15 protein-coding genes and 1 pseudogene are annotated in these 15879 nt (G+C 66.3%); 6 read left to right on the top strand and 10 right to left on the bottom strand.

What is annotated here, in order from left to right:
* Positions 1-14: 14 nt before the first annotated feature.
* Positions 15-872, top strand: a complete 858-nt coding sequence (blaL1, locus tag D0Y85_RS11215) for a L1 family subclass B3 metallo-beta-lactamase (RefSeq protein WP_117310514.1) — start codon at positions 15-17, stop codon at positions 870-872.
* A 54-nt stretch (positions 873-926) separates the two neighbouring features.
* On the opposite strand, the gene D0Y85_RS11220 is transcribed toward blaL1, so the two are convergent.
* The 3 genes from D0Y85_RS11220 to D0Y85_RS11230 all read right to left on the bottom strand — a co-directional run bounded on the left by D0Y85_RS11220 (position 927) and on the right by D0Y85_RS11230 (position 4581).
* Positions 927-1469, bottom strand: coding sequence for a DUF411 domain-containing protein (locus D0Y85_RS11220; RefSeq protein WP_117310515.1), 543 nt, complete (start codon positions 1467-1469; stop codon positions 927-929).
* Between the two features lie 117 nt (positions 1470-1586).
* The gene (locus D0Y85_RS11225) at positions 1587-1910 is read right to left on the bottom strand and encodes a hypothetical protein (protein ID WP_162887656.1); all 324 of its coding nucleotides are present in this window, start codon (positions 1908-1910) and stop codon (positions 1587-1589) included.
* A 385-nt stretch (positions 1911-2295) separates the two neighbouring features.
* Positions 2296-4581: an FdhF/YdeP family oxidoreductase gene (locus tag D0Y85_RS11230; RefSeq protein WP_117310517.1), complete on the bottom strand. Its 2286-nt coding sequence runs from the start codon at positions 4579-4581 to the stop codon at positions 2296-2298.
* A 212-nt stretch (positions 4582-4793) separates the two neighbouring features.
* On the opposite strand from D0Y85_RS11230, the gene fdhD reads away from it, so the two are divergent.
* Positions 4794-5651: a formate dehydrogenase accessory sulfurtransferase FdhD gene (fdhD, locus tag D0Y85_RS11235; RefSeq protein WP_117310518.1), complete on the top strand. Its 858-nt coding sequence runs from the start codon at positions 4794-4796 to the stop codon at positions 5649-5651.
* Positions 5652-5669: 18 nt separating this feature from the next.
* Positions 5670-5903: pseudogene (locus D0Y85_RS11240) on the top strand (MerC family mercury resistance protein); the annotation flags it as partial.
* Here the strand turns inward: D0Y85_RS11240 and D0Y85_RS11245 are convergent.
* The gene (locus D0Y85_RS11245) at positions 5863-6756 is read right to left on the bottom strand and encodes a LysR family transcriptional regulator (protein ID WP_117310520.1); all 894 of its coding nucleotides are present in this window, start codon (positions 6754-6756) and stop codon (positions 5863-5865) included. The pseudogene D0Y85_RS11240 and the gene D0Y85_RS11245 sit on opposite strands and share 41 nt — an antisense overlap.
* A gap of 106 nt (positions 6757-6862) precedes the next feature.
* Between D0Y85_RS11245 and D0Y85_RS11250 the strand changes: the two genes are divergently transcribed.
* On the top strand, positions 6863-7606 hold the full coding sequence (locus tag D0Y85_RS11250) for an SDR family oxidoreductase (protein WP_117310521.1): 744 nt from the start codon (positions 6863-6865) through the stop codon (positions 7604-7606).
* A 197-nt stretch (positions 7607-7803) separates the two neighbouring features.
* Here the strand turns inward: D0Y85_RS11250 and D0Y85_RS11255 are convergent, their stop codons facing one another.
* Complete coding sequence (locus D0Y85_RS11255; protein ID WP_117310522.1) at positions 7804-10155, bottom strand: GH92 family glycosyl hydrolase; 2352 nt, start codon at positions 10153-10155, stop codon at positions 7804-7806.
* 359 nt (positions 10156-10514) lie between these two features.
* Here D0Y85_RS11255 and D0Y85_RS11260 point away from each other — a divergent pair, with 359 nt between their 5' ends.
* Entirely contained in the window at positions 10515-10763 is a 249-nt protein-coding gene (locus D0Y85_RS11260) for a hypothetical protein (RefSeq protein WP_117310523.1), read from the top strand.
* 42 nt (positions 10764-10805) lie between these two features.
* On the opposite strand, the gene D0Y85_RS11265 is transcribed toward D0Y85_RS11260, so the two are convergent.
* Together D0Y85_RS11265 and D0Y85_RS11270 are read right to left on the bottom strand one after the other, a co-directional pair.
* The gene (locus tag D0Y85_RS11265) at positions 10806-11129 is read right to left on the bottom strand and encodes a thioredoxin family protein (RefSeq protein ID WP_117310524.1); all 324 of its coding nucleotides are present in this window, start codon (positions 11127-11129) and stop codon (positions 10806-10808) included.
* 5 nt (positions 11130-11134) lie between these two features.
* Positions 11135-11551, bottom strand: a complete 417-nt coding sequence (locus D0Y85_RS11270; protein WP_117310525.1) for a host attachment family protein — start codon at positions 11549-11551, stop codon at positions 11135-11137.
* Positions 11552-12118: 567 nt separating this feature from the next.
* On the opposite strand from D0Y85_RS11270, the gene proP reads away from it, so the two are divergent.
* Positions 12119-13606 carry a glycine betaine/L-proline transporter ProP gene (proP, locus tag D0Y85_RS11275; protein ID WP_117310526.1) on the top strand — a complete coding sequence of 496 codons (1488 nt, stop codon included), beginning with the start codon at positions 12119-12121 and terminating at the stop codon, positions 13604-13606.
* Between the two features lie 149 nt (positions 13607-13755).
* Here proP and D0Y85_RS11280 read toward each other — a convergent pair whose 3' ends face one another.
* The 3 genes from D0Y85_RS11280 to D0Y85_RS11290 form a co-directional block, all read right to left on the bottom strand.
* Positions 13756-14409 carry a hypothetical protein gene (locus D0Y85_RS11280; RefSeq protein WP_117310527.1) on the bottom strand — a complete coding sequence of 218 codons (654 nt, stop codon included), beginning with the start codon at positions 14407-14409 and terminating at the stop codon, positions 13756-13758.
* 3 nt (positions 14410-14412) lie between these two features.
* A complete protein-coding gene (locus D0Y85_RS11285) occupies positions 14413-14754 on the bottom strand; it encodes a type II toxin-antitoxin system prevent-host-death family antitoxin (RefSeq protein ID WP_117310528.1) in 342 nt (113 codons plus the stop codon).
* A 103-nt stretch (positions 14755-14857) separates the two neighbouring features.
* Positions 14858-15784, bottom strand: coding sequence for a LysR family transcriptional regulator (locus tag D0Y85_RS11290; RefSeq protein WP_025874390.1), 927 nt, complete (start codon positions 15782-15784; stop codon positions 14858-14860).
* Positions 15785-15879: the final 95 nt, after the last annotated feature.

Consider the following 15879-nt stretch of genomic DNA (forward strand, 5'->3'; position numbering starts at 1 on the left):
ATCGGTGCCCTCCCATGCGCTTGCAGACCCTCGCCATCACGCTCGCTGCCCTGCTTCCCGCTGCGGCCTCTGCCGCCGGACCAGCGCTGCCGCAACTGCGTGCCTACACCGTTGATGCCTCCTGGCTGCAGCCGATGGCGCCGCTGCAGATTGCCGACCACACCTGGCAGATAGGCACCGAAGACCTGACCGCACTGCTGGTGCAGACGCCGCAGGGCGCGGTGCTGCTCGATGGCGGCATGCCGCAGATGGCCGACCACCTGCTGCGCAACATGAAAGCGCGCGGCGTTGCGCCGCAGGATCTGCGCCTGATCCTGCTCAGCCATGCCCACGCCGATCACGCCGGCCCGGTTGCTGCGCTCAAGCGCAGTACCGCTGCGCAGATCGTCGCAAATGCCGAATCTGCGGTGCTGCTGGCACGTGGCGGCAGCAACGACCTGCACTTCGGCGATGACATCACCTATCCGCCGGCAACGGCGGACAGGATCATCATGGATGGCGAGGTGGTCTCGCTCGGTGGCGTCGACTTCACCGCGCACTTCGTGCCCGGCCATACCCCGGGCAGCACCGCCTGGACCTGGACCGACACCCGGGGCGGCAAACCGGTGCGCATGGTCTACGCCGACAGTTTGAGTGCGCCGGGCTATCAGCTGCAGGCCAACCCGCGCTACCCGCACCTGATCGAGGACTATCGCCGCAGCTTCGCCACGGTGCGCGCCCTGCCCTGCGACGTCCTGCTGACCCCGCATCCCGGCGCCAGCGGCTGGAACTACGCAGCGGGCACATCGGCAGGAGCCAAGGCAATGACCTGCCAGGACTACGCCGACACGGCCGAACGCAATTTCGACGCGCAGTTGAAGAAGCAACGCTAAAAGCAGCGCTGATCAGGCGCGGCGGCGATCCGCCGCCGCGCCCGCTACACCTTGTCAGCCACCCTGCCCGTGCTGTGCGAAGGGCTGGGTGCTGCCATCGGCCAGCACCAGCTCCACGGTATACGGCTGCACATGGCCATCAGGCATTTCCATGCCCGGTGATCCAGCCGGCATTCCCGGCAGCACCAGGCCACGAGCCGTCGGCCTTTCCTTCAGCAGGCGCTTGATGTCGCTGGCCGGAATATGGCCTTCCACCACATAGCCACCGATCTCGGCGGTATGGCAGGACGCCTTGCCGGCCGGTACGCCGAGCCGTTGCTTGACCGGATGCATGTCATCGGTATCGCGTATCTCAACCGCAAAGCCGGCAGCCTTCAGGTGGTCGGCCCACACGCCACAGCAACCGCAACTGGCCGTCTTGTGCACGATGGCCAACGGAAACTCCCGGTCGATCGTCGCCCGGGCCGTCGCCTCGACCGCCGAGGCGGTTGCGGTTGCGGTTGCGGGCGAGGACACGGCCTCTTCGGAGGCACGCGCGCAGGCGGTGGCCAGCAGAACGGGGGTGAGCAACAGGCTCAGGGAAAGAATGCGGTTCATGGATCAGGATTTCCTTTGCAATCGCAGGCGCGAGCGCCTGCCATCCACGCGACGGATGCGCGTGGGTCAAGTAGATGAGGGGTACTGCAGGACGGCAGGTACGCAACCTGCGCGCAATCAGGCGATCGGTGGACGGATCAGGTGCGGCGGCGCCGGCGCTGGATGAGCCGTCTGCAGCGCGCCGCCGGGCGCTGCACGCAGTGGCCATGCAGCGAGGCTTGCCGCTGTCGGCAGCATGGCCACACTCGCCGGCACACACTCGCAACCCTCGCTGCTGCACGCGGCTGCGTTCCGTTCATCGCAGCAAGCGGGCGTGACAGAGATCGCAGCGTCGGCGATCTCGTGTGGGCCATCGCAATGACCATCGCCGGCCTGACCGTTGATGCCGCCCGAGGCAAGCGCCAGCGCCGGTGCATTGAGCACCAGGGTCAGGAGCAGCATCAGTCGCAGCAGCAGGCCGGATATATCCACGGGCTGATGATAGCCGACGCACGACGCGCCCGTCGCCGCTGCCTGGTGTCATCATGCATGACGTTCATTGGAGCCTTTCCATGCCTGCCCGCTTCGCCCCTGCAGCCCTCCTGCTGTCCGCGTTGCTTAGCCTTCCGGCCATGGCAGGCGAACGCCAATGGACCATGCAGTCCAGCGCCGATGATGACGACACCCATGAGCGCTGGAAGGTAAGCGGGACGCGGCTGCGAACGCTTCCCGCCTTCGACCGGCGTCAGCCTCGACTACAACGCCAAGGGCTGGACCCAGATGGTAACGGTGCTGCTGGATGGCAGCATCGTGCTGAACGACAACGGGCAATTGCAGGAACGGGGTTTCATGCGGACACGTCGACCTGCGCGCGCATCCGTACCGGAATGGATTTCGCTGCTGGTGTACCGCTGATCCGATCGTAGTAGTCCAGCGGCAGCAGGGGGTTCAGCTCCGGGTAGTAGCCCGCCAGCGCCCCGCGCGGCATTGGGTAGTCAAGCACGGTCAGGCCTTCGATTCGCCGCGTCACGCCGTCGTCGCTGATGGTTTCGAGGCTTACCAGGGCTTCCTTGCCGAGCCCGCGCGCCAGACGGTCCTCGATGTTCATGAACACCACCATGCGGTCGTTGTACACGCCCCGGTAGCGGTCGTTGTAGCTGTAGATGGTGGTGTTGTACTGGTCGTGCGAGCGCACCGTGGCCAGACGCAGCATCTCCGGGTCATCGACTACCGTGTTCACTTCCAGGCCCGGCATGACGAGGATGTTGGCCTTGCCGTTCGGCGTCGGCCACACGCGCCTGCGCGGCGGAATATCCAGGTGGAAACCGTGCAGTGCCTGGATGCGCTCGTTGAAGCCGGCATAGATGTCCGGGTAGACGGCGGCGATCAGGTCGCGGATCGGGCCGTAATCGTGCATGTACGCGGCCCAGTCCACCTTGCTGTCCGGCAAAGTTGCCATCGCCATCCGGCAGACGATCTCCACCTCCGGCAGCACGTGGTCGCTGGCCGGCTGCAGCACGCCGCGCGACGCCGTCACGTTGGACATCGCATCTTCGATGGTGACGAACTGCTCGCCCTTCGGCGTGCGGATCCACTCCGAGCGCGCCACCACCGGCAGGATCAGCGCGTCGCGACCGTGCACAAGATGCCCCCGGTTGAGCTTGGTGGCGATGCCCACAGTCAGTTCCAGTCTGCGCATGGCCTGGTAGGCCCGCTCGGTATCGGGCACGGCATGGATGAAGTTGCCGCCCATGCCGATGAACACCTTGGCGCTGCCATCGAGCATCGCCGCGATCGACTCGACCACATGGTGGCCGTGCTCGCGCGGCGGATCGAAACCAAACACCTGCTGCACGCGATCCAGGTAGCGCGCCGTCGGCTTCTCGTCGATGCCGACGGTGCGGTCGCCCTGCACGTTGGAATGGCCACGGATCGGACCGATACCCGCGCCCGGCTTGCCGAAATTACCGCGCAGCAACAACAGGTTGGCCACCTGCTGCAGCAGCCGCGACCCCTGCTGGTGCTGGGTCAGGCCCATGCCATAGCAGATGACCGTCGCCCGCGAGCGGATGTAGATCTCCGCGCAGCGCCGGATCTGTTCCCGCGCGATGCCCGACACCCGCACGATCTCGTCCCAGTCCTGCGCCAGCACGTCCTCGCGCAGCGCCTCCAGGCCAACGGTGTGTTCGGCCAGGAAGGCATGATCCAGCACCTGCTCACCCTGGGCCTCGCGCTCGAACATCACCTTCATCATGCCCTTGATCAGCGCAAGGTCGCCGCCGATGCGGACGTGCACGAACTCGCTGGTGATCTCGGTGGAACCGAACGTGGCCATCTGCACCACGTCCTGCGGTTCGGTGAAGCGGATCAGGGCACGCTCCGGCATCGGGTTGACCGCCACGATCGGCACACCGCGCTTGCGCGCTTCCACCAGGTTGCTCATCATCCGCGGCGAGTTGGTGCCGGTGTTCTGGCCCATCACGAAGATCGCCTCGGCGTGTTCGAAGTCGTCCAGCACGATGGTGCCCTTGCCCACGCCGATCGCCGGCGGCAAGCCGCGGCTGGTCGGCTCGTGGCACATGTTCGAGCAGTCCGGGAAGTTGTTGGTCCCGAACTCGCGCACGAAGATCGAATACAGGAACGCCGCCTCGTTGGGCGTGCGGCCGGAGGTGTAGAACTCGGCCTGGTCGGGGTTGTCCAGCGCCTGCAGATGACGACCGATGAGTGCAAACGCCTCGTCCCATTCGCAGGGCGCGTAGTGATCGGTGGCGGCGTCGTAGCGCATCGGCTCGGTCAGCCGGCCCTGCTGCTCCAACCAGTAATCGGTCTGCGCCATCAGCTCGGTGACGGTGTGCTGGGCGAACAGCTCACGGGTCACCCGGTGCTGGGTCGCTTCCCAGGCCAGGGCCTTGGCACCGTTCTCGCAGAATTCCAGCTTCTTGCGGTGGTCGGCATCGGGGAAGGCGCAGCTGGGGCATTTGAATCCGCCCGGCTGGTTCATCGCCAGCAGCGCCTTGGATCCTTTGCCGATCACGCTCTGCTGCAGCAGCACCTTGGCGGTCGCACCGGCGGCCCCCCAGCCGCCTGCCGGTTGGTTGTAAGGCTTGTAACGCGGCGGCTTCTGTTCGGACATGGTCGGGAACCTGCGTTGGTGGAGTGCCTGCCAGCAGAGCCGGGCCCGCGCCCGGCTGCCGTGGCCAGTCAAGCACACCGGCAACCCCAACGCCATGGCCCAGCCCGGGTACAGCAGGCTGCCATGGCAACGGTTACCCCCGCGTCTTCACTGGATGGCTGCGCTATCCTCCGGGCGTAGCCTGCCCTTCTGCTTTACCCAGGATGTGCCGCATGCCCGGATCCACGTTGCCTTCGCCCCCGCCCGCCGGCACGGCCCTGCGCACGCTGCAGCGCTGGCGCAGCACGGGGCAGGAGCAACGGGTCGATACGATCGCCGAAGAAGTACCGGTGGCGATGCGTTACAACGGCGCGGCCTTCGCGGTGATGATGGCCACGCCATGCGACCTGGAGGATTTCGCGCTGGGCTTCTCGCTCAGCGAAGGGTTGATCGAGCGTCCTGATCAGTTGCTGTCCCTCCAGGTGCAGCCACAACTGGAGGGCATCGAGCTGAATATGAGCGTGTCCACCGACGCCCCCGCCGCCGCACTGGATCCTGACAACGGGCGCCTGCTGCCGGGTCGCGGCGGCTGTGGGTTGTGCGGTGCACGCCAGCTGGAGGACGTGCTGCGTCCGCTGCCTCCGGTAAAGGACCGCCGCACGCATCAGACGGCTGCACTGCAGCGGGCATTGGCTGGGCTGGCCCTACGCCAGCCGATGAATGCAGCCAGTGGTTCGACCCATGCCGCGGCCTGGGCCGATGCCAGTGGCCGCATCGGCTGGGTGCGCGAAGACGTCGGCCGCCACAATGCGCTGGACAAGCTGATCGGTGCACTGCACCACAACGAACACAGCATCGATGGCGGCCTGCTGGTGGTATCCAGCCGTGCCAGCTACGAAATGGTCAGCAAGGCAGCGCGCGCCGGTGCCAGCGTACTGGCCGCCGTCTCGGCCCCCACTGCGCTGGCCATCGACCTGGCCCGCAGTGCCGGCCTGTGCCTGGTGGGCTTCGCCCGTGAAGAAGGCTTCAACGTGTATACCCACCCGGAGCGGCTGCAGGGGGATGGCCTGCACGGGCATCCGCCCGCCTGACGGGTGCCCTCAGCGTTCAGCACCGCCGCCGGCCAGCGCCGCCATCGACGCGCCCTGCCGCTGTGCGTGGCCCTGGCAGGCGCGATCCTGTTGCTGTCCGCCTCGCTGTACCTGCCGTTGAAGGAATCGCTGCTCTGGCACGGCGCTGCCACCGCCTGTGGTGGGGTGATGCTGGCCACCGCACATCTGCGCAACCGGCGGGCGCTGGGGGCTAGCCGCTCAGCTCGAACACAGCCGCCACCCAGTCGATGAACACCCGCAGCCGCGGCGATGGCGTGCGGTTGCGCAGATAGACCAGGCTGACCGGGCTCGGTGTGGGTGGCATCCCGGGCAACAGCTCCAGCAACTGCCCGCGCGCGATGTAAGGATCCATCCGGTAACGCGGTGCCTGGATGATGCCCAACCCGGCCAGCGCGGCACCGAGGAAGGCGTCGGCACCGGACACCCGCACGCGTGCCGGCAGCGGCACGTGGCGAACCTGCCCGCCCTGCTGGAACTCCAGCGGAATCAGCTGGCCGGTGGCGCTGGAACGGTAGCCGACCATCTGGTGTCCCGCCGCCAGCGACGCGATGCTTTCCGGCCGCCCGTGTGCCTGTACGTAAGCGGGCGACGCCACCGTGACCTCGCGCAGCAACGCCAGGCGCCGCGCGGCCAGATCGCTGTCGGCCAGTGTGCCCACGCGGATGGCCCCGTCCACCCCCTCGCGCAGCAGGTCGACATAGCGGTCGCCCTCGCTGACCTCCAGTTCGATGTCCGGGTACCACTGCAGGAAATCCGGCAGATGCGGAAACAACAGGTGGCGCCCCAGCGTACCGTGCACCTCGATGCGCAGCGGCCCGCGTGGCGGCACGTCACGGAACGCGGCTTCGGCATCGTCCATGTCCGCGATCAGGCGCAGACAGCGGCCGTAGAAGGCCTCGCCTTCCAGCGTCGGCACCACCACGCGCGTGGTCCGGTGCAGCAGACGCACACCCAGACGCTGCTCCAGTGCTTTGATCGCGTCGGTCACCGTGGCCCGCGGCAGCCCCAGGTCTTCGGCGGCACGGCTGAAGCTGCGGCGCTCGACGATCCGCACGAACGCACGCAGGGCGGTGAATCTGTCCATTGTTCGGGCAGCCGGATGATGTTTCCGGATTATCCATGATTATCCGCGACGGCGGAGAGACGAAGATGGCCGTGCGCCATGCCGGCGCGCCCTTCTGGAATCTGCCATGACCTCCTCTGCTTCCCGCTCTGTCGCCCTGGTCACCGGGGGCTCCCGTGGCATCGGCGCGGCCATCTCGCGCCGTCTGGCCGCCGACGGCCATGCCGTGGTGATCAACTATGCCGGGCGCCGTGATGAGGCCGAAGCACTGGCTGCCGAATTGACCGCCAGCGGAGGGCACGCCATCGCCCTGCAGGCCGATGTCGCCGACCCGCAGGCCGTGCACGCGCTGTTCGACGCCATCGAAGCACGCTTCGGTGGCATCGATGTGGTGGTCAACAGTGCCGGCGTGCTGCAATTGGCCGCCCTGGCCGACAGCGATGATGCCCTGTTCGACCGCGTGATCGGCATCAACCTCAAGGGTGCATTCAATGTGCTGCGCGAGGCCGCGCAGCGCGTCCGCGATGGTGGTCGCATCGTCACCCTGTCCACCAGCGTGGTTGGCATCAAGCTGGAAAACTACAGCGTGTATGCCGCCAGCAAGGCCGCGGTGGAGACCATGGGCGCGATTCTCAGCAAGGAACTGCGTGGGCGCGGCATCACCGTGAACGCGGTGGCGCCCGGGCCGACCGCCACCGATCTGTTCCTGGACGGGAAGTCGCCGGAACTGATCGATCGGCTGGCGAAGATGAATCCGTTGGAGCGGCTGGGTACGCCGGAAGACATCGCCGGCGCGGTGGCATTCCTGGCCGGTGCCGATGGCGGGTGGATCAATGGCCAGGTGCTGCGGGCCAATGGTGGGATGGTGTAGCAGCGTGCCAACCAAGGTTGGCATCTACCAGATCACGCCACATCGGTAGTCGCCCACCTTGGTGGGCGCGCGGCATGCCAACCAAGGTTGGCATCTACCAAGGGCGCTTCAATGCGGTGTGCACGGTTCCGGTAGAGACCAACCTTGGTTGGCGCCGCCCCTCAATCGCCGGGCATGGCCCGGCGCTACCGTGGGTGTCACCGGCTCATCGAATACGGTGCCTGCGCGCCCTGCCCCGGCCAGTCCTTGTTCGGTTCGGCCTGCATGGTGAAGTGCAGCTCGCCACCGGCCAGGATCTCATCATGGCGCAGGAACGTGCGCTGCAACGGCGTGCCGTTGAGGGTCACGCTGCCGACATAGGTGTGCTTGTCGTCCAGCCCTTCGGCCACGATGGTGAAGGTCTTGCCGTTGGGCAGCCGCATTGCGGTCTTCGGCAGGAACGGGCGGCCGAGGATGTACTCGCCCGAGCCCGGCGCTACCGGGTAGAAACCCAGCGCGGTGAACACGTACCACGCCGACATCTGGCCCACGTCATCATTGCCGGCCAGGCCATCGGGCCGATCGGCATACTGCGTGTCCATGATCTGCTTCAGGCGTGCCTGCGTGCGCCACGGCTGGCCGGCATGCGAGTACAGGTAGGCCACGTGGTGGCTGGGCTCGTTGCCATGCGCATACCAGCCGATCAGGCCGGTGATGTCTTCCATGTGCTCGAAGATGGCCGGATCGACCTTGGCGTTGAACACTTCATCCAGGCGCGCCAGCAGTCTGTCACTGCCACCATGCGCTGCGGCAAGGCCGGCCACATCCTGCGGCACGTACCATGAGTACTGCCACGCATTGCCTTCGGTGTAGTCGGTGCCGTAGCCACTGGCGCTGGGGTCGAATGGCGTACGGAAGCTGCCATCGCGCTTGCGCGCACGCATGAAGCCGGTGTCCTTGTCGAAGGCGTTGCGCCAGTTGCCCGCGCGCTTGTCGAAGGTTGCGGCCACATCGGTCTTGCCCATCGCCTGCGCCATGCGCGCGATGGTCCAGTCATCGAACGCGTATTCCAGCGTCTTGCTGGCTGCTTCGCCTTCCTCGTCGATCGGCACGTAGCCCAGCTCACGGTACTGGGCGATGCCATCGTAGGGGCCGTAGTTGGCGGTCTGCACCATCGCCTTCAGCGCCTTGTCCGCGTCGAAGCCGCGAATACCCTTCACGTAGGCATCGGCGATTACCGGCACCGCGTGGTAGCCGATCATGCACCAGTCTTCCAGGCCGTGGAACGACCACACAGGCAGCATGCCGTAAGGGCTGTGCTCGTGATGGGCCAGCATGGAATTGACGAAATCGCTGTTGCGCTTCTCCGGCTGCACCAGTGTCAGCAGCGGATGCAGCGCCCGGTAGGTATCCCACAGCGAGAACGTTGAATAATTCATGTAGCCCTTGGCCTGGTGCACGGCGTTGTCCGCACCGCGGTACTGGCCGTCGGCATCCATGAACAGCGTCGGCCCCAGCAGCGTGTGGTACAGCGCGGTGTATGCGCTGCGACGCGCGTGTTCCGGTGCATCGATATCCAGCACCGACAGCGCCTGCGTCCATTCCTGCCGCGCCTGCGCGCGCACACGGTCGAAATCGAAGTCGGCCACTTCCGCATCGAGGTTGGCGATGGCGCCCGCCTCGCTGACCGGCGAAATGGCCACCTTCACCACCAGCGGTGCATCCAGCTTGCCGAAGTCGAAGGTGCCCACCAGCTGCCGCCCCTCGATCTGCGCGCGCTGCGCCGGGTCCTTCTCGCCCGGGGGGGCGAAGCCCTTGTAGACGATGTCCTGTTCGGTGTTGTGCAGCGCGTGGCTGGCCAACGGTCGCGAGAAGCGCATCGCGAAATACAGCTGGCGGCCGGCGGCCCAGCCACGCGTCTCGCGGAAGCCGGTGATGGTGCCATCGCCACGCACGCGTACCCGCGACCACAGGATCTTGCCCGGGTAGTCATACATGCTGGTACGCATGTCCAGCAGCACCTTGGCTTCGCTGCCCTTCGGGAACGCATAGCGATGCACGCCCACGCGGGCGCTGGTGGTCAGCTCGGCGCGCACCTTGTAGTCGTCCAGGGTGACCGCGTAATAGCCCGGTTCGGCCTTCTCGTCATCGTGGCGGAAACGCGAGGCGTAACCGCTGCGTGGCTTTTCGGGGTCGCCGCGCTCCAGGCCAGGGTTGCCGGTGAACGGCATCAGCAGGATATCGCCCAGGTCGGAATGACCGGTGCCGGAAAAGTGCGTGTGCGAGAAACCGACGATGCTGCTGTCGTCGTAACGGTAGCCCGCCGCCCAGCCGTAGGCCTTCTCGCGCGGCTGGATGCGCGTGTCCGGGCTGAGCTGGACCATGCCGAACGGCACCGTCGCACCGGGGTAGGTGTGCCCCTCGCCGCCGGTGCCGATGAACGGATCGACCGAGGCATAGGCCTTCTCAGCGGCGGTCTTGGCCGGGGCGGCCACGGCCAGGCCGGAGGCGAACATCGCCGTAGCGGCGACAGCGATCAGGAGACGACGGTCCAGCGTGGGCATCGGCATTTGGATCGATTCAGGTGGTGGTCAGATCCTAGCACCGGGGTGGTGGTGTCGCATGCTGCAGTGCGGATGCCGCCTTCAACCCAGCATCTGCAGCGCTATGGATGGATCGACGCTGGCGTTGAAGGGATCCTGCCAAGGCTGGCAGTCCCATTTCGATGCAAACGCGCCAGCGGTTGTCGCACATGGGCACTACTGAACAAAATCTGCCCGTAACTGGAGACTTCCAGAGGCAGTGCCTGGTGGAACAGACCGGGGTTACGTGTGCAGCATGGCCACGCAGCGGGATGATCGCCGCCGGGATTGGAACCCCGCATCGCCCACCGCGTTGCCGGTGGCCACGTCCCTGAAGGAGGCATCGCATGCTGCATGACCCGCCCATCCTGACCCCGGAAATGGAATCCCTGCTCTTCCGCATCGAGCACGCACTGAACACCGCCGAGTGCCTGGCGGCAATGATCAGCGGGAACGCACCGGCCGAACCACAGGCCCATCCGCACACGGGCTACACCGTGCAGAAGATCACCGTCGCCATGATGGCGCTGAGCCAACATGGTCGACGACTGCTGCACGAACTGCGCGGGCCGCATGCGCCGGTGACGCTGCATTGATGAGGGCAGAGCCGAGCATCGGCTCGGCTCTGCAGCAACCGGTCAATCGGGCAGCGCGCTCTGTAATGTTGCAAGATCTGCAGCGTCAACCGGCCGCACCACGCGTGCCACTTCCTTACCGTCGCGCAACAGGATCACCGTTGGCCACAGCTTCACCTGGAACGAGCGACCTAGCGGCTTGCCCTTGCCGTCTTCGATCTTCCAGTGCGGCAGATCATGTGCCTCGACGAAGGCCTCCAGCGCCGGTTGCGCGGCCTGGCAGTGGCCGCACCACGGCGCACCGAATTCCAGCAACAGCCAACCGGCCTGCGCCTCGGCCTCCGCGCGGGCTGGCTCGGCTGCCACATGGTCACGCATGAAGGGCATGCCGGTTACGCCTGCAGCGTGCGCTGGATGTCTTCCAGCGGCGCGTTGGTAAGATCCTTGGCGATATCGGCCAGCAAGCGCGCCTGCGTCTCCTTATGCAGCAACGGACGGATGCGGCCCAGCGTGGTGGGATCGGCAATCAGCACCAGATGCGCGTAACGGCTGTTGAGCGCGTCTTCATTGAGCTGCTCGGCCACCTGCTTGGCGAAGGTCGCCTCGTTGAGCTGCGAGATCGACATGTCCTTGGGCACCGCGCCGGATGGCCCCTGACCGGACACACCCTGCTCGCTGATGTCCTGCAGGCGCAGCTCGCCTTCCTGTTTCAGGGTGAGCTTGTGCTCGTTGCCGACGTTGGTGAACACGCGGGCCGAGCCACCATCGGCGACGATAACCAGGGTGCCTTCGGGAATGCGACGGGTCATGCGTTACTCCTTGCGTTGGTTCGTGACCACCGTAAAAGCCGTGGCGTGAGCGAGGCGAGCACAACATGTTCATTCGATGTGCGTGGGTCATGTCATGAACAGGCGCCATGGAACACTGCGTTCGTATGGGCGCGATTCTCGGCACGCTCACACTGTAATCGTTATCATGAAGGCATGATCGACACGACCCACTGCACGTCAGCCGCTGTTGCTGGCCTGCGGGAAGCACTGCCGACCGGCGTTTCGCTTTCCATCATTGCCTCTCCCTCGCCTTTCCATCGCCTCGCGCTGGATCCCGGCGGATGACGCCAGCGGGCCCTGCCCCGCCTGTTGCCTGCGGCTGCCTCTACCGCGCGTGCACTGACACGTAATCGGACCCATTCAAGTGTTCTGCGTTCTGGCAGCGGGCAATGCGTGTTGCGTGCGCGGCGTTTCATCGCACACGCCTTTCGCCCCTTCCGGGCCTTCCATCCGATGCCCCTGCGCCTGCTGCGCCAGCATCGCCGTTTCCGACTTCCGGGACTTCCGTAGCGCCCATCCACATTTCTTTCCTACCAAGGAGTCCCCATGCAGGACAACTCCGATGCCCATGCCCATTTCGGCTGGTTCAAACGCCGCCGCCACCTGAAGGTCGACGAGATCACCGTTGTCGACAAGCCCATGCTCAAGCGCGCCGTAGGCGCCGCTGCACTGGGCAATGCGATGGAATGGTTCGACTTCGGTGTCTATGGCTATCTTGCCGTCACCATCGGCCAGGTATTCTTCCCGTCCAGCAACCCCACCGCGCAGGTGATTGCAGCGTTCGCCACGTTCACCGTGGCCTTCCTGGTACGCCCGCTGGGCGGCATGGTCTTCGGGCCCCTGGGCGACCGCTACGGGCGCCAGAAGGTACTGGCCTTCACCATGATCATGATGGCACTGGGTACGTTCGCCATCGGCCTGATTCCCTCCTACGAACGCATCGGCATCTGGGCGCCGGTGCTGTTGCTGCTCGCACGCGTGGTGCAGGGCTTTTCCACCGGCGGCGAGTACGGCGGCGCGGCGACGTTCATCGCCGAGTACTCCACCGACCGCAATCGCGGCCTGATGGGCAGCTGGCTGGAGTTCGGCACGCTGGGCGGCTATATCGCCGGTGCCGGTACGGTGACCGCACTGCACATGCTGTTGAGCAGCGGGCAGATGCTGGACTGGGGCTGGCGCATTCCGTTCCTGGTGGCCGGTCCACTCGGCCTGCTGGGCCTGTACATGCGCATGCGGCTGGAGGAAACGCCAGCGTTCCGCGCGTTCGCCGAAGAGGCCGAGAAGCGCGACCATGAGCGCCCCGGCCTGGTCGACCTGTTCCGCGTGCACGGCCGCCAGCTGATCGTCTGCATGGGCCTGGTGCTGGTGTTCAACGTGACCGACTACATGCTGCTGACCTACATGCCCAGCTACCTGAGCGTGACCATGGGATATGCCGAGAGCAAGGGCCTGCTGCTGATCATCATCGTGATGCTGGTGATGATGCCGTTGAACATCGTCGGCGGCCTTTTCAGCGACAAGCTGGGCCGGCGGCCGATGATCATCGGTGCCTGCATCGCGCTGCTGGTGCTGGCCGTGCCGAGCCTGCTGCTGGTGGGCAGCGGCAACGACGGACTGATCTTCCTTGGCCTGATGCTGCTGGGCCTGGCGCTGGTGTGCTTCACCAGTTCGATGCCGTCCACGCTGCCGGCGCTGTTCTATACGCCGGTGCGCTACAGCGCGCTGTCCATTGCGTTCAACGTGTCGGTGTCGCTGTTTGGTGGCACCACGCCGCTGGTGACCGCCTGGCTGGTGGAGCGTACCGGTGATCCGCTGGTGCCCGCGTACTACCTGATGGGCGCCGCTGTGATCGGCCTGATCACGATGATCTTCGTGAAGGAGACCGCCGGCCTGCCGCTGCGCGGTTCGCCGCCGGCCGTGGGCTGCGACAAGGAGGCGGCTGCGCTGTTGAAGAGTGATGCACCGGTCACGGTGGACCGCGCCCTGCCTCCGTTGCCCGACGTGGCGGAGCCGGAACCGGTGACCCCGGCCTGAGTCGGCTGAGGCAGCGCCAGCCATTGCCTGGCGCTGCCGTCTGCACGGTCCAACGCAGCGCGGAGGTTACCCAACGCAGTCGAGCATTGTTCGTCGCTGCGGCCAGGGCGGCGTGGTGGCGACGTGCACCCTGGCGTCATCGGCGCAGATCAACGCGCGGGTTTCCCGGCCAACGGCGTGCTGTCGGCATGCAGCTCGATCGCACACATGACGATCGGCTTTGCCCAGTCCGGCGTGTGCAGCAGCTCCACCACCGACACCGGATACTGCAGGCCGTGACGGTCAAGCGCCAGCACCGGCAAGGGCGCAACACGTCCGTGGCGATCGGCCGGCGCGCTGTTGTCGTAGACATGCAGTTCGGCCAGGTGCGGCATCAATGCCAACAGGTTTTCGCGCGCGGAATCGAAGCGTGCGCGGATCTTGTCCTGCGGGATGTCGTGGCCTCCAGCGGCAACACGGGCCGCTACGCGCGCCACGTGCAGTTCGACCGTGGCCAGCCCGCAGAACCAGATCGCCACGTGGTGCTGGTTGCAGGCCTCGCGCAACAAGCGCGGGATGGTATTGCCGCCCAGGGTGGTTTCAAAGGCGAAGTCGTTGCCGTCCGCGATCGCCTGGCGCAGCCGGCGCGCGCCTTCCTGCCAGGCTTCAGCGTTGGCCTCGGCAAGCGGCCAGCCGGCCTCCACCAGGCACCGGGTGAAACTGTCCGGGTTGTACCAGCTCAGTCCATCGGCCTCCAGCCAGGTACCGAGCAGCGAACTCTTGCCAGCGCCGTTGACGCCGGCCAACGCCAGGATCCGCCCCATGGTTCAGAGCGGGCGGCCGAGCGCGACCTTGTGGCCGCGGCGGATCGGCTTGCCCATCACCTTGCCCAGCCCTTGGCCCTGCTGCAACCCGGCCAGAGCCTGGTCGAACTCGCTGCGCAGGCGCGAGAGCACGTCGCTGCGCTCCTCGCTGTCGCTGCCGCTGGCCTTGGCCAACAGCTCCTGGTAGGTCTTGATGTCCACGATCACCGCCTCGGGGTGATTGTGGTTGGTGATGACCAGCGCCTGCTTCTCGCGCACGGTGCGCATCAGGCTGGGCCAGCCACGGGTCTTGACCGAGGACGCCGGGGCCTTGTCGAGGCCGGGCAGATCGAGCGGGAGGGTCATGGCAGGGCTCCAGCGGAAGGATATGGGCCCACTATACCCAATTTGGCCAAATTGGGGATAAATGCACTGTCTGCCGTACACCCCCGTTCTCGCGGATGCCGATCTACGGCTCTTCCAGCGCCTCGAAACGCTCGGCCAGGTAGTCGATCAACGCGCGTACCGCCGGCAGCAGGCCGCGCCGCGACGGGAACACGGCATGCACGATGCCATGCCTGGGCTGCCACTGCGGCAGGATCGGCACCAGCGCGCCGCTGGCCAGTTCGTCGGTGATCATCATCCGCGGCAGCATCAGCACCCCTACACCGGCCACTGCCGCGCTGCGCAGGGCGATCATGTCATCGCTGACCAGCCGCGGACGGTGGTGCACGCTGGCCTGCACCTGCTCCGGCCCGGCGTATTCCCAGGCATGCACCTGGGCGGGCGATGCCAGGTCCACGGTCGGCATCATCGCCAGATCAGCCGGCACTTTCGGCGTACCCATGCGCTTGAGCAAGGCCGGGCTGGCAGCAGTACACCAGATGCGGCGGGCCAGCACGCGCACCACCAGATCGCTGTCCTCCAGCGGTGGCGGGCGCACGCGGATGGCCACATCCACGCCCTCGCCCACCACGTCCACGCGCCGGTTGGTGGCATCCAGCTGCAGGGTCACCTGCGGATGCAGGGCCAGGAAGTCAGCCAGCATGGCGCCAACGCGCGCGTGCAGCAGTGCGATCGGACAGGCCAGCCGCAGGGTGCCGCGTGGCTCGGCACGCGACAGCGCGATGGCCTCCTCGGCCGCTTCGGCCTCCACCAGCATCGCCTTGCAGTGCCGGTAGTAGTCCTGGCCGATCTCGGTAACCGAGAAGCGGCGGGTGGAACGTTGGATCAGGCGGACACCCAGCCGTTCCTCCAGCAGGGCGATGCGGCGGCTGAGCTTGGACTTGGGCATCGCCAGTGCGCGCCCGGCCTGCGAGAAGCCGCCATGCTCGACCACCATGGCGAAGTAGAACAGGTCGTTCAGATCGCATCGGCGGATGTCGGCGATGAACACGGGACGATCTCCTGCGGCCCTTGCTGGGCCCGCATCGTTCACGAAACAGGACTATGACGGCAAATTCTGCCGACTACCGGGCCCATTGTCACGCC

Origin of the sequence: Stenotrophomonas sp. G4, from assembly GCF_003428825.1 — a bacterium.
In the GTDB taxonomy this organism is placed as follows: Bacteria; Pseudomonadota; Gammaproteobacteria; order Xanthomonadales; family Xanthomonadaceae; genus Stenotrophomonas; species Stenotrophomonas indicatrix.

Coding starts and splice junctions, on each gene's coding strand:
- D0Y85_RS11260 (WP_117310523.1), top strand. CDS start 10,515: ATGCTGCATGACCCGCCCATCCTGACCCCGGAAATGGAATCCCTGCTC.
- D0Y85_RS11225 (WP_162887656.1), bottom strand. CDS start 1,910: ATGCTGCTCCTGACCCTGGTGCTCAATGCACCGGCGCTGGCGCTTGCC.
- proP (WP_117310526.1), top strand. CDS start 12,119: ATGCAGGACAACTCCGATGCCCATGCCCATTTCGGCTGGTTCAAACGC.
- fdhD (WP_117310518.1), top strand. CDS start 4,794: ATGCCCGGATCCACGTTGCCTTCGCCCCCGCCCGCCGGCACGGCCCTG.
- D0Y85_RS11245 (WP_117310520.1), bottom strand. CDS start 6,756: ATGGACAGATTCACCGCCCTGCGTGCGTTCGTGCGGATCGTCGAGCGC.
- D0Y85_RS11220 (WP_117310515.1), bottom strand. CDS start 1,469: ATGAACCGCATTCTTTCCCTGAGCCTGTTGCTCACCCCCGTTCTGCTG.
- D0Y85_RS11250 (WP_117310521.1), top strand. CDS start 6,863: ATGACCTCCTCTGCTTCCCGCTCTGTCGCCCTGGTCACCGGGGGCTCC.
- D0Y85_RS11270 (WP_117310525.1), bottom strand. CDS start 11,551: ATGACCCGTCGCATTCCCGAAGGCACCCTGGTTATCGTCGCCGATGGT.
- D0Y85_RS11265 (WP_117310524.1), bottom strand. CDS start 11,129: ATGCCCTTCATGCGTGACCATGTGGCAGCCGAGCCAGCCCGCGCGGAG.
- D0Y85_RS11230 (WP_117310517.1), bottom strand. CDS start 4,581: ATGTCCGAACAGAAGCCGCCGCGTTACAAGCCTTACAACCAACCGGCA.
- D0Y85_RS11255 (WP_117310522.1), bottom strand. CDS start 10,155: ATGCCGATGCCCACGCTGGACCGTCGTCTCCTGATCGCTGTCGCCGCT.
- D0Y85_RS11285 (WP_117310528.1), bottom strand. CDS start 14,754: ATGACCCTCCCGCTCGATCTGCCCGGCCTCGACAAGGCCCCGGCGTCC.
- D0Y85_RS11280 (WP_117310527.1), bottom strand. CDS start 14,409: ATGGGGCGGATCCTGGCGTTGGCCGGCGTCAACGGCGCTGGCAAGAGT.
- blaL1 (WP_117310514.1), top strand. CDS start 15: ATGCGCTTGCAGACCCTCGCCATCACGCTCGCTGCCCTGCTTCCCGCT.